The following is a 13,824-nucleotide window of genomic DNA, read 5'->3' as shown; positions in this document are numbered from 1 at the left end:
GCAAATGGAAGCGGCTTTCTTGGGATGTAGCGATCAACGAAATTGGCGACAAGATGCTTGCGGTTCGCAAGTCTTCTGGTCCTGATTCCGTATACTGGCTTGGTTCTGCCAAGTTCAGCAACGAACAGGCTTATCTGTTCCGTAAGTTTTATGCATTCTGGGGCTCCAATAACGGTGACCATCAGGCGCGTATTTGTCACTCAACCACAGTTGCGGGTGTCGCGAACACCTGGGGCTACGGTGCAATGACGAACCACTTTAACGATATGCATAATTCCCGCGCTATTTTCATGATTGGCTCTAACGCGGCGGAAGCTCATCCAGTTGCCATGCAGCACATCTTGAAGGCAAAGGAAACCAACAATGCAGCGTTGATCGTGTGCGACCCGCGGTTTACCCGCACGGCTGCGCATGCTGACGAATTTGTCCGGTTCCGTCCTGGCACTGACGTTGGTTTAATTTGGGGCCTTCTGTGGCACATCTTTGAAAACGGCTGGGAAGATAAAGCCTTTATCCAACAGCGCGTCTACGGCATTGACGAAATCAAGGCCGAAGTAAAGAAGTGGACACCAGAAGAAACCGAGCGTGTTACTGGTATTCCTGGTACGCAAATGAAGCGCGTCGCCCGGACCATGGCCAACAACCGTCCTGGTACGGTGGTTTGGTGCATGGGTGGTACCCAGCACACCAACGGCAACAACAACACACGGGCCTACTGCATCATGCAGTTGGTGTTGGGTAATGCTTCCAAGCAAGGCGGCGGCACCAACATCTTCCGTGGTCACGATAACGTTCAGGGCGCGACGGACTTCTGCGTACTTTCGCACAGTCTGCCGGGTTACTACGGCCTTAAGACAGGTTCGTGGAAGCATTGGGCACGTGTTTGGGATGTGGATTACAAATACTTACTGGGGCAATTTGCTTCCAAGAAGTTGATGGAATCCAAAGGCATTCCGGTGTCTCGTTGGATCGATGGTGTTCTTGAAAACAAGAAGAACATTGATCAGCCAGACAACACCAAGGTCATGGTATTCTGGGGTCATGCTCCGAACTCCCAGACTCGTCTGCCGGAAATGAAAACGGCCATGGAAAAGCTGGATATGATGGTCATTATTGATCCATATCCAACCATGTCTGCTGTCATGTCCGATCGTAAAGACGGCATTTACCTGTTGCCGGCGGCAACCCAGTTCGAAACTTCTGGGTCAGTCACCGCGTCCAACCGGACGTTCCAGTGGCGGGAAAAAGTTATTGAGCCGATCTTTGAGACGAAGCCGGATCACACGATCATGTACCTGTTGGCTAAGAAGCTCGGGTTCGCCAAGGAGATGTTCAAACACATAAAGGTCAACAAAACTGAGCCGTTGGTCGAGGACATCACCCGCGAGTACAATAAGGGCATGTGGACCATTGGTTATACCGGCCAGTCGCCGGAGCGGATCAAGGCTCACATGAAGTATCAGCACACCTTCGATAAGACCACGTTGCAAGCCAAGGGCGGACCGCTCGATGGCGAGTACTATGGTCTGCCATGGCCGTGCTGGGGTACTCCTGAGATGAAGCACCCAGGGACGCCTGTTCTTTATGACATCACCAAGCCGGTTGCTGAGGGCGGTCTCGCCTTCCGGGCGCGCTTCGGTGTTGAGCGTAAGGGTGTGAACTTACTGGCCGAGAACGCCTATCCTGTTGGATCGGAGATCAAGGACGGTCACCCTGAATTCACCATGGCGATGCTTAAAAAACTTGGTTGGGACAGTGATCTGACCGCCGAGGAAAAAGCCATCATGGCGAAGGGTGTCGGTGATAAGAGTAACTGGAAGACTGACCTATCAGGCGGTATCCAACGTGTTGCCATTAAGCACGGCTGTGCACCATTTGGTAATGCGAAGGCCCGTTCGGTGGTTTGGACCTTCCCGGATCCGGTGCCGTTGCATCGCGAACCACTCTATACCAACCGGCGTGATCTCTTGCCGAAGTACAAGACGTACAAGGACAAGCAGGCTTATCGTCTGCCGACCAAGTACGAGAGTATCCAAAAAGTGGATCACTCTAAGAACTTCCCGACAATTCTTACGCAGGGACGTTTGGTCGAGTACGAAGGTGGTGGTGACGAATCTCGTTCCAACCCATGGCTGGCTGAGTTGCAGCAGGAAATGTTCTGCGAAATCAACGTCATTGACGCTAATAACTTAAACGTCAGAGACGGCCAGGATATTTGGGTGAAAAGCCCAGAGGGAGGCAAGGTGCTCGTTAAAGCGATGGTCACCGAACGTGTCGCCCCGGGTGTTGCCTTCATGCCATTCCACTTTGGTGGACACTGGGAAGGCAAGAGCCAGCGAGATAAATATCCGGAGGGTACGGATCCATATATTTTAGGTGAAGCATCCAACGTTTGCGGGACTTACGGCTACGATTCGGTCACGCAAATGCAGGAAACCAAGGCGACATTGTGTCGCATTGAAGCAGCGTAGGGAGCTAAAACAATGGCAAGAATGAAATTCCTTTGTGATGCCGAGCGCTGTATCGAATGCAACGCATGTGTCACTGCGTGTAAGAACGAGCACGATGTACCGTGGGGAGTGAACCGCCGCCGTGTGGTTACCATCAACGATGGTAAGCCGGGCGAACGGTCCATTTCAGTCGCGTGTATGCATTGCTCGGATGCCCCGTGTATTGCGGTGTGTCCGGTGGATTGCATCTACCAGACTGAGCAGGGCGTCGTCCTGCACTCCAAGGACCTGTGTATCGGTTGCGGCTATTGTTTCTATGCTTGTCCGTTTGGGGCGCCTCAGTATCCCCAGGCTGGCAACTATGGAAGCCGCGGCAAGATGGACAAGTGCACCTTCTGTAACGGTGGACCTGAAAAAGATAATTCCAGTGCCGAACATCAAAAGTATGGCCGGAACCGTCTTGCGGAAGGCAAGCTGCCGATATGTGCGGAAATGTGCGCAACGAAAGCGCTTCTCGGTGGTGATGGGGACATTGTTTCCAACATCTATCGTGAGCGTGTTGTTGCACGTGGCTTCGGCTCCGGTGCTTGGGGTTGGGGTACTGCGTATCAACTGAAGGCGCGGTCGTAAGCGTCTAACGAGGTTGGGAGGCTGCGGCGTTTTCCTGCCGAAAGGTAGGGCGCTGTAGCCTCCGCACCCGTTGGCCTTGCCTGTGTGTTGTTAGGTTGGTGAAAGTATAGCCTGAGTGAAAGAGGGACGGTCGTGCCGCTATATATCCGGTGCGGGAGCGTCCTTTTTTTGGATGCGAGTTACAGTATCAGTAATCCTTGGTATTAATTGAGTTATTCGATTTAAAGGGTGGGGAAGCATCATGAAGTGGACGATCTTGCGAAGAGTTTTTGGGGGCCTAGGCGTCGCATTGCTTATTTCGTACGCGGCCGGCGTCGGGTTGACCGGGTCGGTAATACTGGATGTTTCTGCAACCCAGGCGCAGTCTGGAGGCAATGTTCCGGGAAAAGTGCGCGGTACCTTTAATCCGACCGATATGTGGAGTGCGGTCAACAAGGGTGGCATCCGCGGGACGGTTTCTATTCCGGACAAGCAGGCAGGCCAGCTAATTCAGCGCAATGGTGATCAATGGCGGAGCAACCGTACTAAATATATTTATACATTCGGCGGGTACCTTTTGCTCGGCGTCTTCATTTCCTTAGCGATATTTTTTGCGCTTCGGGGTCGAATACAGATAGATGCAGGTCCATCGGGTAAAACCATAGAACGGTTCAACGCGCTGGAACGGTTCACCCACTGGTTGACGGCTTCGTCGTTTTTAGTCTTAGGGCTGACCGGCCTAAATCTTCTTTACGGTAAGACTGTGTTGCTGCCGATTATAGGAAAAAGTGCTTTTGCCAATCTGGCCATGCTGGGGAAGTTGACCCATAATTATATCAGCTTCGCCTTTATGCTGGGCATCACATTGATGCTGGTCTTGTGGATCAAGGACAATCTTCCAGACCGGCATGATCTTAACTGGCTGGCCAAGGGCGGCGGATTGTTTGTTAAGGGCGTACATCCGCCAGCTAAGAAATTTAACGCTGGCCAAAAATTTATTTTCTGGGTTGTGGTTCTTGGCGGAGGCTCGATCAGTCTAACTGGAATCACACTCCTGTGGCCGTTCCAATTTGAACTGTTTTCAAGCACGTTTGCCTTCTTGAATATTTTCGGCGCGGGACTGGATACTAATTTAAGTCCGTTGCAGGAAGTCCAATTGTCGCAGATGTGGCACAACGTTATGGCAATGCTGGTGCTCGCACTCATGATTGCGCATATTTATATTGGATCGCTGGGCATGGCGGGCGCGTTTGACGCTGTCGGTACGGGCCAAGTAGATGAAAACTGGGCTAAGGAACATCACAGCCTGTGGGTCGAAGAAACCAAAGCTCGGGATGCGCCGGCTGAATAGCAGTGCTGAAATTTAAAAAGTAAAAAGCGGCAGCCTAACGAGAGGCTGCCGCTTTTATATTGTCCGCTCGAAAGCGAAAATTCCAAACTTGGTCTAAACGAAACTGGCTATAATCGCTATAACAACAGCGCTCGCCATTCCCAACCACATTGAACTCATAATATCCATGCCCCCGTAACAGTATGAACTGACGCAGTCATTGTACTCTGTTCGCAGGCGAATTCAACTGCTGGCAATATAAACGCATCGAATCATAAAAATAGGCCAAGCGGTTTTTCTTTAATGAATCCTGCGTTCAATCCCCACCATTCGCGTGCGACGGATGCATAAATTTCACGAAAATGGACGCGGTATTTAAGATTTACACCGTCTAAATCGTCTAGAGGGGGCTGCTCACCATAGAAACCGCCTTTTACTTTACCGCCAAACATAAAGTGAGGTGCTGCCGTGCCATGATCTGAGCCTGAACTGTTATTCTCAAACGGGCGCCGCCCAAATTCTGAATAGCTCATCACCGTGACCTTATCCCACAATCCCTTGGCCTTCATAACTTTGGCAAAGGTTGAAATGCTGGTCGCTATTTCTGTGAGCAATTCTGTATGCAGAGGCTCTTGTCCAGCATGAGTATCAAACTTTTTGATCGTTAATTTAAGAACGGGTGTTTTGACCCCGGCGACCAACAAGCGGGCAGCAGTTTCAAACTGGGCTCCTATTTTCGAATCGGAAAATGCTAGGCCCAATTTTACCGTTCTGATCTGTTTGGCAATCATTTTGTCTGCAGCTGATTTAAGATCGCGCCGTTGCTTAAGAATATGAGATAATGCGCTATTCCCCGTTTGAGAATTGCCAGGCTTTATGCGGCCCGCTTGTTTTAGAAACTTCTCCGGATTTTTATTTAATGTAACGACCTTGGTTTTATCGCCTTCAAGTGGTCCAACTGAATTATGCCCAAGATTAATTCCATCGGCAGCAAACTCGGCGTTTGGTTTTGATTCCCGGAACAACTGAGTTATCCAGCCATTTTCCAAATATTGATCAGCGTCGGAGGCTGAATTCCAAATATCAATGCCTCGGAAATGCGAGAGGTTTGGATTGCGATAACCGACACCCAAAATCACCGCCATTTGCTTGGCTTCCCAGAGGGGCATCAAAGGAGAAAACGCCGGATGAAACCCAAGTTTCTCACTGTGTTTTAAAACTTTGTCGCGCGGAATAGCGATGGTCGGACGCATGTCGTAGTAGGTTTTATCAGCAAAGGGTACGACTGTATTGAGCCCGTCATTGCCGCCTTTGAGTTCCAATAAAATCAACGTGCGATCCCAATTTCCTGTGGACGCATGAACTGGAAACGGGAGCAGTTGGACACCTGTTCCAACGAGCGCCGGCGCGGCGAATGAATATTTCAGGAAATCACGACGATTCATCATAAACTTCTCATTTCACCTGATAGGCAGGATCAAGCAGCAAGTTGCGAATAACTTTGGGCCCCTTACCGACAAATTTTTTCTGCATCACAGGCTCAATCGCTAGGATCAATTTTTTAAGGTATCCGGGACGGGTCACTTCACGCATTTGTAGAGGGGCTGGATCAGCGGACCCAAAGAGTCGTCTGCCCTTGTTCATCGCCATCGAGCCAGTATTTTTACTGAATTTCCTGATGCCCTTGAAGGCTGCTTGCAAAAATTGTGTTCGACGTAATGTCGTTGTCGATGAAATCCATGCCGTGCCGCCACGCCAGCCTTTGACATCCGGTGGATCAAACACATTTTGTCCAAGCCGCTTTTGATGGTTCCATACCTTTTTATATTCAGGAGGCTTCAGGCCCAAGAGGCGCAAGGTCCCAATGGTCAATTCCACCGGCGATTTGATAAGCAATCCTCTGTTTGACGGATGACGAAAACCATCAGACATAAATAGCGCTTTCATCATCGGCTTAAGGTCGTAGTCGTTGTCTCTAATAATTTGGGCCAGCCGTATTGATTCAGATGGATTTGGCTCAAGAGATACAAATTCGCGCCAGAGTTTTTCCGCTAGAAATTCAGATACACGCGGTTGCTTGAGAATAATCTTGATCACATCAAGGCCGTCGAAATTACCAGATTCTCCTAAGACTGTTTTTTCGTCGTCGTCATGGGCTCTCGACTTAAAAATAAATCCCCCAGCTTTGAAGTTCACCCGCCAACCAGTGTAGGCGCGCGCTGATTCTCGAATGTCTTTTTCCGTATACCCTTGTCCTTCACCTAAGGTAAAAAGTTCGAGAACTTCCCGGGCGAAATTTTCATTTGGCTTGCCCTTTTTATTCTTATTTGCATCAAGATAAACCAACATTGCGGGGCCAACAGAAACTTCGGTCAGAAGCTTACGAAAATCGCCAATAGCATATTTCCGAAATGTTGCATTTTGCTCGTACGCCCACTGGCCGAACTTAACCTTGCGAATTTCCGAGACGAAATGATTGTGCCAGAACAATACCATATGCTCGGTAAAGGGCGATGGCGTTTCAAGCATCTCCTGAATCCACCAGAATTTAAGCGCCTTGCGATCTTCTCGATTGCGTTTCTTAAATTCCTTTTTTGCGGCTTTATCCAAGCGTTTGACCGTTGGTCGTTCCAGGGGATTGGACTGAAACTTCGGAACGGGTGTGCGTGCTATATCCAGAACGCCGTCAAGAATTGAGTCGACCGCGGCTTCGTAGCTGAGCGGTAAAATTTTGTCTATCTCCGTAGGCGTTGCCGTGCCAAACCCAGTGCGGGCCAATAGGTGTCGCGCATCATCAAAGGATATGGCGTATGCGCGGCCGCTGCCGACTATCAGGCAAAATATCAGGAGGAGGAATCTAACAATCATAGGACTTAAACGATCCTGACAAAAATTTCCGTCGGAAATAACTAAATTTTTTTAAAATCATCTCTAGTTTCCAGAAGGCGCTTCTGCCTTCTCTTCGGTCAATTCATGCATGTAGGAAATAAGTTGCGACAATTTAGTTTCATCCTGAATTCTTTGAACCGGCATTTTGGTGCCGGGCACAAACTTATCGGGGCCGAGTTGGAATAAATCTCGCAATGATTTATCGCTCCAAACGAATTTTGCCTTTTTTAGGACGTCTGAGTATTTATACCCTTTTACCGTGCCGGCCCGGCGTCCAAAAAGCTTAGCAAAATGTGGGCCTGATCGGCGGGGCGCATCGGCGCGCAGCGAATGGCATTTGGCGCACTTGCGATAGACAACTGCGCCGGGATGACTGCTGGTGAGCCAAGGCTGTGGCTCACTGGTGCCTTCATCAGGAATGCCTATTCGATCCCCCGTGGCCAAGTGCCAAACCCGGACCACCTCGTCTGAACTGGCGGACAGCCCGAAAACGCCATCTGGGCTGAACGCCACGCCCCAGATCATGCCTTTATGCGCCCGCACGGTTCGCACAGGTTTTCCGGTGACCAAATTCCATTGGGTTAATTCCCCCCTGGTATTTGCGGTCAGGGCGGATTTTCCATCCGGTGACAGGGCCGCTGTGAGAACCCGGCTTTGTTCCTGAGAAAAAACCTGGATTTGTTTCAAGGATTTTAGGTTCCAAAGTTTAACGCGGGTGTCGATGCTGGAAGACAACAGGCCCTTGCCATCAGGCGATAACGACAGATGGGTGACGCCCATGTTGTGGGCTTGAACGTGTCCCTTTGAGCGCCCGGATTTTGCGTTCCAGACCCTGACTTTCCCATCATGGGCGCCGGTAATTACCGAGCTATCACCATCCGCAAAGACAACAGCATTAACCGGGGTTGGATGTTTTATGGTCAGCAACTGTTTGCCGGTGGCAATGTCCCACAGGCGCATGGTCTTATCCCAGCTGCCCGTCGCGGCAATTTTCCCGTCTTTTGAAACTGCAATCGTCATGACCTTAAAGGTGTGACCCTTGAGAATACGGATCGGCTTGGCAGAATTTAAATTCCACAGAATAACAGTTCTGTCGTCGCTGGCGGTCAGGGCGCGGTTCCCATCTGGTAGAAATGCGACAGCGTTAATTGGGCCTTGGTGTTCGTTCAGGTCGGCGAGCTCTTTTTGTTCATCGAAGCTCCATAGCTTGGCGGAATAATCGAAACTGCCGGTCAACACGCGGCTGCCATCCGGCGATACGGCGAGGGCACGAACCATGCCGCCATGGCCGATCATATCGGCTTGGGGGGATGAGGGGCCTCCGGCGATTATGCAGAGGATCATGGCTCCGATGGCGATCCTTCTTATTCTCTTCATAACTGCATCCAAGTAATTTTGTCCTTGTTCCCATTTTGACGGTATCTTGAGCAGATTTCCATTGGTCATTTGAATAATTCCAGTTTAAACATTCTAGATGAAGTTTCTGCGTACCCTCCGTCTGGATGACTCTGATATTAGTGTATTCCCCAAAGCGGCGGAGCCGGGAGAGTTCGCCGTGCCGGGTACATTTTCTTTTTCTGGAGAGGAAGAGGACCGAAAAGAACGGCTTGCATTTAAAAGCGGGTGGTTGGGCCTTGAGTCTTTCGGTCGGTCGACTTTGGTTCAAATCGTCGATGTTTCCGAACAAGTTATCGATGATGCTGTTGGTATTTTGGCAGATCATTTTATGGTCGCCTTTGGCGCGCCGGACCGGGAAACTGCGTTGGAAGCGGCCAGAGCCGAAGTCGGTGATGCAGCAGCGCTTTGTGAACAGGTCGCAGGGACCCTACTAGCCATCGAACGAGAAATAGTTGAGGACGGTATCAGCGAACGCATTCGCATCGTGACGCGGCCTGAGACAGGCCAGCACGCGAAAATTTGGGCAGTTGTGGGTGACGATGGCTGATTTCTGGAAAAATTCCGGGTTTCATTTGTTGAAGCAGGTTGAGGGCGGACACTTGGCTGTTACCGACGATTTCCTGCGCGCTTATCTCATGCGACCTGAAGTGCGGCCGATTGATGAATCCTGCGATGCGGAGCGGGCGGTGCATTCGGCCTTACTGGAGGACCCTAAAAAATCTGTTTCCGAACAGGAAATAGGTGCCATGGCCGATGCGGATACTCAGGAGAATTACCGAATTCTTTTGAGGTTTTTTGAGCGGTTGTTGAAGTCGGATACCGTTGAAGCCTGCTATATAGACATTATCAAAGACCCCAATGCCGTATTTCCGGGGCTGTTCATGGACCAATTGGTTCAGGTTGTACTCAGAAACATTCTAGATGGTAAACAGTATCCGCTTTGGGCACGGGCGGCAGAGCTTCTTTTCCGCGAACAAGTGGTGACAATAAAAGATGGTTCCATCGTTGTTGCCGATGGTGAGACTGTGGAAATGAGAACTGCCGGTGGTGGTGAGGGCGGGCCAGGGCAGCTTGTCGTTGAAACCGGTCCGGCTCGTGCCGAAGTTGATATGGATGTTCTGCGTGAACATAATTATGAAAGCTATTGGAATCGATCTGAATATTATGACACGGCTCTGGACATTACCTATTTACAGCCAGGACAGGATGCGCTCTGCCGGGTGATGGAACTTTGGATTAAGCATTTCTTGGATGTGGACGTTTCAATTCAACCACAGTCGGAAATAGAAGATGACAAATGGGTTTGGCATGTGGGGCTAGAGGGTGAGTCGACGTCATTGCTGAATGATCTTTATAACGAGGTCGATGTAGACGAAGACCGAATGAACCGCATGCTGGCGTTGTTCCAGCTAGAATTTAAGGATAATGGGGCCATGCTCTCGGATGTTGCGGGACGTCCGGTTTATATGGCCATGTCAATGTCACCCACCAATTCACTTAGGCTCAAGCCGCATAATTTATTGTTTAATCTTCCTCTGGCACGAGAAGTTTAAGACCTAAGCAAATTTTGCCTTTTTTCGAGGGGTAAAAAGGGTAGTATCGCGCGCTTGCGGCATCTGGTCGCAGAATTTTATCTAGAGGATTGTATTTATGAAGCAGATTAATGTTGGAATTATCGGCCCGGGTTGGTGTGGCGGCATACGTGCGGAGACCTGTGCGGCGAGTGCGCTCATTAATGAATTGCACCTTGCAGAAATCAGGCCGGAACGTTTGGCTGAAGTTAGTGAAATAACCAATCCCACGACGACGACCGATAATTATCATGAACTGCTGGCGAATCCTGATATCGACGCCATCTACATCTGCGCGACACCGGAAGGGCTTCACTACCCGATGGCGCGAGATTCTCTGTTGGCCGGTAAGCACGTGTTCATGGAAAAGCCGATTGCCGTCACATTGGGCGAAGCCGACGAACTCACCAATATTGCCAAAAAAGCGAAACTTAAGTTTACCATCGGGTATTCACAGCGCTTTAATCATAAATATGCCTACGTGAAAAAATCGTTGAATGAGGGGGCGATTGGCAAGCCGGTTAGTGCTGTCGTCAGCCGTCATTTGTCACGTGCCCTTGGCGATAAAATCAGTGGCCGGGTTAAGTTGTCACTGGCTGCAATGGAAGCGACCCATGATCTTGATTTTGTGTTCTGGTGTTTGGAACCGGCCAAGCCTGTTCGCGTGTTTTCCCAAGTTGCTTATGGTGCAATGGAAGAAAAGACTGGTGCTGGCGACACCCAGTGGATCATGGTGACGATGGACAATGGCGTGGTTGTAACCATCGGTGCCGGGTGGACGATGCCTCCTGGCTATCACAACTATTCCAGCACCTGGGTTGAATTCGTCGCGACTGACGGCATGATGGTGGTTGATGACACCCACCGTGATGTCATGATCAACACCATGAAAGACGGTATTCAATTGCCGATGTCGGCGATGCCGGGCGAACGGGTTGATCACGTCTTCGCAGGCCCGATGCACAACGAGACCCTTCACTTTGCAGAAGCTGTGGCTTTTGACCGTGATGTCATGGTGACACCGGAACAGGCACGGAAGGTGATGGAGGTCTATCTGGCGGCTGATTTGTCAGCCGAAAGAAATGAGCCGGTTGCTCTGCCGATGAATTCTCAGGAAATTATGGATTCCATGGCCATTTAGAGTTGCCGAGATTTGAGTTTAGAATGGCCGTCCTTGATCACACAGGGGCGGCCATTTTTATTTAAGGGAGAGTAAGTAATGACGAAGACAGTCGGCTTTATCGGACTAGGCGTTCTGGGGTCCGCGATGGCTCCGAACATTATTAAAAGCGGGTTCGAGGTTACAGGCTTTGACGTCCGTGCCGAAGCGATGGCGGATATGGAAGCGGTGGGGATGAAACCTGGTGCCTCCCCCAAGGATGTCGCCGAAAAGGTAGATGTCGTCGTGACATGTTTGCCGTCATTGGAGGTTCTACACAATGTCTTCGGTGGCGAAGACGGAATTGATAAGGCATATAAGCCTGGCCAGATCGTCATTGAGACCAGCACTTTTCCTGTCGCGGAAAAAGAAAAGGCGCGGGATACCTTAGCTGCTGTCGGCAAGGTGACGTTGGATTGCCCTGTTAGCGGCAACAGAATTCTAGCGGTCAAAAAACAACTCACGGCCTTTGGAAGCGGCGATGAAGCGGCCTATCGTTCGGTCGAAGATGTTGTCGGTGGGTTCGCCCATCGGAAATTCTACATCGGTGACTTCGGCAGCGGCATGAAAATGAAGTTCTGTGGTAACATTTTGAACTTGGTGCACAACAGTGTCGCAGCAGAGGTCATGGTTCTTGGCATGAAATCTGGTCTAGATCCCAAGGTTATTCATGAGGCCATCAGTGGCAGCGGATCATCATCGTCGATGTTCGAGGTGCGCGGCGAAATGATGGTACGAAATAACTATGATCACGAAGGTATGAGCTTTATGACGCCGGTGAAAGATTCACGGTTTATTTCGGATCACGCGGCGAACCTTTGTGTCCCCATTCCGATTTATCAAGCAGCACTGGCACCTTATTATGCCGCTGTTGCCCAGGGTCATTTTGATGAAGACGCTGCAGCTGTTTGCGCGGCGATGGAGTTGGCGGCAAACTGTGTCCGTCCTAAAGAAGACGATTAAACAGGGAGTGTGAATCATGGCGAAGGCAAAAGCAGGCGTTATCGGGCTCGGCAACATGGGGCGGGGCATTGCGACGAACTTGGCTAAGGCTGGGTTTCCAACTGTCGTTTGGGATGTTGATCCGAAGGCCCTAACACGATTTAAAAAAATGGAATCTGTATCGGTGGCCGAACCCGGCGATATGGCGGCGCAGTGTTCGATAATTTATTTGGTGGTGCCGGCTTCGCCTGAGATTGATGCGATGATGAAAGGCAAGACTGGAATTCTCGCCAATGCGAAGAAGAATTTAATTTTATTCGATGTCACCACATCTGATCCGACCTACACCAAAAAGCTTGCAAGGCGCGCGGTGAAAAAAGGCGTTGGGTATCTGGATGCCGGGATGAGTGGGGGTGCGACCGGGGCCGATAAAGGGATCCTTACGCTGATGGTTGGCGGTGAGAAGAAGACATTCAATCGGTCTAAGAAATTTTGCGAAGCCATCGGCGACAAATTATTTTATGTCGGCCCCAGCGGTGCCGGGCATACCCTAAAGCTGGTCCACAATATGGTCTGTCACGCGAACTTCCTCACGTTGTGTCAGGCGGGAAGAATGGCGGAGAAATCCGGTATTGAACTCTCCGACATGATTGACGTTTTCAATACCGCCAATGCGCGCAGCTACATCAGCCAGTTTCGTTTTCCAAAACATATTCTTTCTGGGAAATGGGATGCGCGGTCCCGGGTATATAACCTAAACAAGGACTTGGGGATGGCGGTCGAATTGGGCAAAAAATTGAAAGTAGATGTCAGCATGGGGCAGGGGACTTCCAACTTTCTAAAGAGTGCAATGGGCATCGGGATGTCGGAAATGGACTTTTCTCTTTTGTATCGGGACTTCGACAAAATTACGAAGAAGAAAAAGCGCAAGTGAAGGTAAAAAATTTCGCAAATTATTGAAATATCCCGTTATTTTCTTGTCTTCACAGCTTTGTGAGCGAAAATCGATTTCGTCGTGAATGGTATTAAATCATTCATTTGAAAAGTTAACCTACGGGAGGAATTCGGGGTTATGAAAATAGCGAAAAAATTACTCGTCCTTGCTGCCGGTGTTGCTGTTGTTGGCGCATCAGCAAGTCAGGTAGAGGCAGCTTGGCCTGAAAGGCCAATTACCACGGTTGTCATGTTCTCTGCTGGCGGTGGCACGGATACGGTTATCCGTACTCTTGCCGGTGAAATCGCCAAAAGCACGGGTTGGACAATCAAAGTCATTAATAAGCCGGGCGCAGTTGGCGGTAAGGCCACCAAATACGTCTTAAAGAAACCTGCCAACGGATATACTTTCTTGGGCGCTGCGAACTGAATAGCCCCTAGATTTGTAGACACCTTGCAGTTTAAAAATGAAGCAAGGAGTTTAAGATTATGTCCGCAATACGATACACCGAAGAATTTAAACGCGATGCCGTTGCTCAGGTC

12 protein-coding genes are annotated in these 13,824 nt (G+C 50.0%); 9 read left to right on the top strand and 3 right to left on the bottom strand.

The genetic code is table 11. The features are described 5' to 3' along the window. The 3 genes from HOM51_06385 to HOM51_06375 all read left to right on the top strand — a co-directional run. On the top strand, nt 1-2,471 hold a 2,471-nt coding region (locus tag HOM51_06385), incomplete at its 5' end, for a formate dehydrogenase subunit alpha (protein ID MBT5034134.1). A 12-nt stretch (nt 2,472-2,483) separates the two neighbouring features. Beyond that, on the top strand, nt 2,484-3,080 hold the full coding sequence (locus HOM51_06380) for a 4Fe-4S dicluster domain-containing protein (protein ID MBT5034133.1): 597 nt from the start codon (nt 2,484-2,486) through the stop codon (nt 3,078-3,080). A gap of 241 nt (nt 3,081-3,321) precedes the next feature. Continuing rightward, nucleotides 3,322-4,410, top strand: coding sequence for a formate dehydrogenase subunit gamma (locus HOM51_06375; protein ID MBT5034132.1), 1,089 nt, complete (start codon nt 3,322-3,324; stop codon nt 4,408-4,410). 251 nt (nt 4,411-4,661) lie between these two features. On the opposite strand, the gene HOM51_06370 is transcribed toward HOM51_06375, so the two are convergent. From HOM51_06370 to HOM51_06360, 3 genes are all read right to left on the bottom strand, one after another. Further along, complete coding sequence (locus HOM51_06370; protein ID MBT5034131.1) at nt 4,662-5,837, bottom strand: DUF1501 domain-containing protein; 1,176 nt, start codon at nt 5,835-5,837, stop codon at nt 4,662-4,664. A gap of 7 nt (nt 5,838-5,844) precedes the next feature. Beyond that, on the bottom strand, nt 5,845-7,257 hold the full coding sequence (locus HOM51_06365; GenBank protein ID MBT5034130.1) for a DUF1800 domain-containing protein: 1,413 nt from the start codon (nt 7,255-7,257) through the stop codon (nt 5,845-5,847). Nucleotides 7,258-7,320: 63 nt separating this feature from the next. Continuing rightward, nucleotides 7,321-8,724: a hypothetical protein gene (locus tag HOM51_06360; protein ID MBT5034129.1), complete on the bottom strand. Its 1,404-nt coding sequence runs from the start codon at nt 8,722-8,724 to the stop codon at nt 7,321-7,323. A 28-nt stretch (nt 8,725-8,752) separates the two neighbouring features. Between HOM51_06360 and HOM51_06355 the strand changes: the two genes are divergently transcribed. The 6 genes from HOM51_06355 to HOM51_06330 all read left to right on the top strand — a co-directional run bounded on the left by HOM51_06355 (nt 8,753) and on the right by HOM51_06330 (nt 13,711). Continuing rightward, complete coding sequence (locus HOM51_06355; protein MBT5034128.1) at nt 8,753-9,223, top strand: hypothetical protein; 471 nt, start codon at nt 8,753-8,755, stop codon at nt 9,221-9,223. Beyond that, complete coding sequence (locus HOM51_06350; GenBank protein ID MBT5034127.1) at nt 9,216-10,229, top strand: hypothetical protein; 1,014 nt, start codon at nt 9,216-9,218, stop codon at nt 10,227-10,229. The genes HOM51_06355 and HOM51_06350 overlap by 8 nt, the downstream gene beginning before the upstream one ends. Before the next feature lie 97 nt (nt 10,230-10,326). Beyond that, complete coding sequence (locus tag HOM51_06345) at nt 10,327-11,388, top strand: Gfo/Idh/MocA family oxidoreductase (protein ID MBT5034126.1); 1,062 nt, start codon at nt 10,327-10,329, stop codon at nt 11,386-11,388. A gap of 78 nt (nt 11,389-11,466) precedes the next feature. Then, nucleotides 11,467-12,369, top strand: coding sequence for an NAD(P)-dependent oxidoreductase (locus tag HOM51_06340; GenBank protein ID MBT5034125.1), 903 nt, complete (start codon nt 11,467-11,469; stop codon nt 12,367-12,369). A gap of 16 nt (nt 12,370-12,385) precedes the next feature. Continuing rightward, nucleotides 12,386-13,282: an NAD(P)-dependent oxidoreductase gene (locus HOM51_06335; protein ID MBT5034124.1), complete on the top strand. Its 897-nt coding sequence runs from the start codon at nt 12,386-12,388 to the stop codon at nt 13,280-13,282. A 138-nt stretch (nt 13,283-13,420) separates the two neighbouring features. Continuing rightward, nucleotides 13,421-13,711: a hypothetical protein gene (locus HOM51_06330; GenBank protein MBT5034123.1), complete on the top strand. Its 291-nt coding sequence runs from the start codon at nt 13,421-13,423 to the stop codon at nt 13,709-13,711. Nucleotides 13,712-13,824: the final 113 nt, after the last annotated feature.

This window comes from Rhodospirillaceae bacterium, from assembly GCA_018660465.1.
In the GTDB taxonomy this organism is placed as follows: Bacteria; Pseudomonadota; Alphaproteobacteria; order Rhodospirillales; family JABJKH01; genus JABJKH01.
The sequence above is the reverse complement of the archived record's forward strand: the minus strand, read 5'-3'. Positions and strand labels throughout refer to the sequence as shown.

Bases quoted from the DNA above. Each gene is read 5' to 3' on its own strand.
- HOM51_06335 (MBT5034124.1), top strand. From the start codon at position 12,386: ATGGCGAAGGCAAAAGCAGGCGTTATCGGGCTCGGCAACATGGGGCGG.
- HOM51_06375 (MBT5034132.1), top strand. From the start codon at position 3,322: ATGAAGTGGACGATCTTGCGAAGAGTTTTTGGGGGCCTAGGCGTCGCA.
- HOM51_06360 (MBT5034129.1), bottom strand. From the start codon at position 8,724: ATGACCAATGGAAATCTGCTCAAGATACCGTCAAAATGGGAACAAGGA.
- HOM51_06350 (MBT5034127.1), top strand. From the start codon at position 9,216: ATGGCTGATTTCTGGAAAAATTCCGGGTTTCATTTGTTGAAGCAGGTT.
- HOM51_06340 (MBT5034125.1), top strand. From the start codon at position 11,467: ATGACGAAGACAGTCGGCTTTATCGGACTAGGCGTTCTGGGGTCCGCG.
- HOM51_06355 (MBT5034128.1), top strand. From the start codon at position 8,753: ATGAAGTTTCTGCGTACCCTCCGTCTGGATGACTCTGATATTAGTGTA.
- HOM51_06330 (MBT5034123.1), top strand. From the start codon at position 13,421: ATGAAAATAGCGAAAAAATTACTCGTCCTTGCTGCCGGTGTTGCTGTT.
- HOM51_06345 (MBT5034126.1), top strand. From the start codon at position 10,327: ATGAAGCAGATTAATGTTGGAATTATCGGCCCGGGTTGGTGTGGCGGC.
- HOM51_06380 (MBT5034133.1), top strand. From the start codon at position 2,484: ATGGCAAGAATGAAATTCCTTTGTGATGCCGAGCGCTGTATCGAATGC.
- HOM51_06370 (MBT5034131.1), bottom strand. From the start codon at position 5,837: ATGATGAATCGTCGTGATTTCCTGAAATATTCATTCGCCGCGCCGGCG.
- HOM51_06365 (MBT5034130.1), bottom strand. From the start codon at position 7,257: ATGATTGTTAGATTCCTCCTCCTGATATTTTGCCTGATAGTCGGCAGC.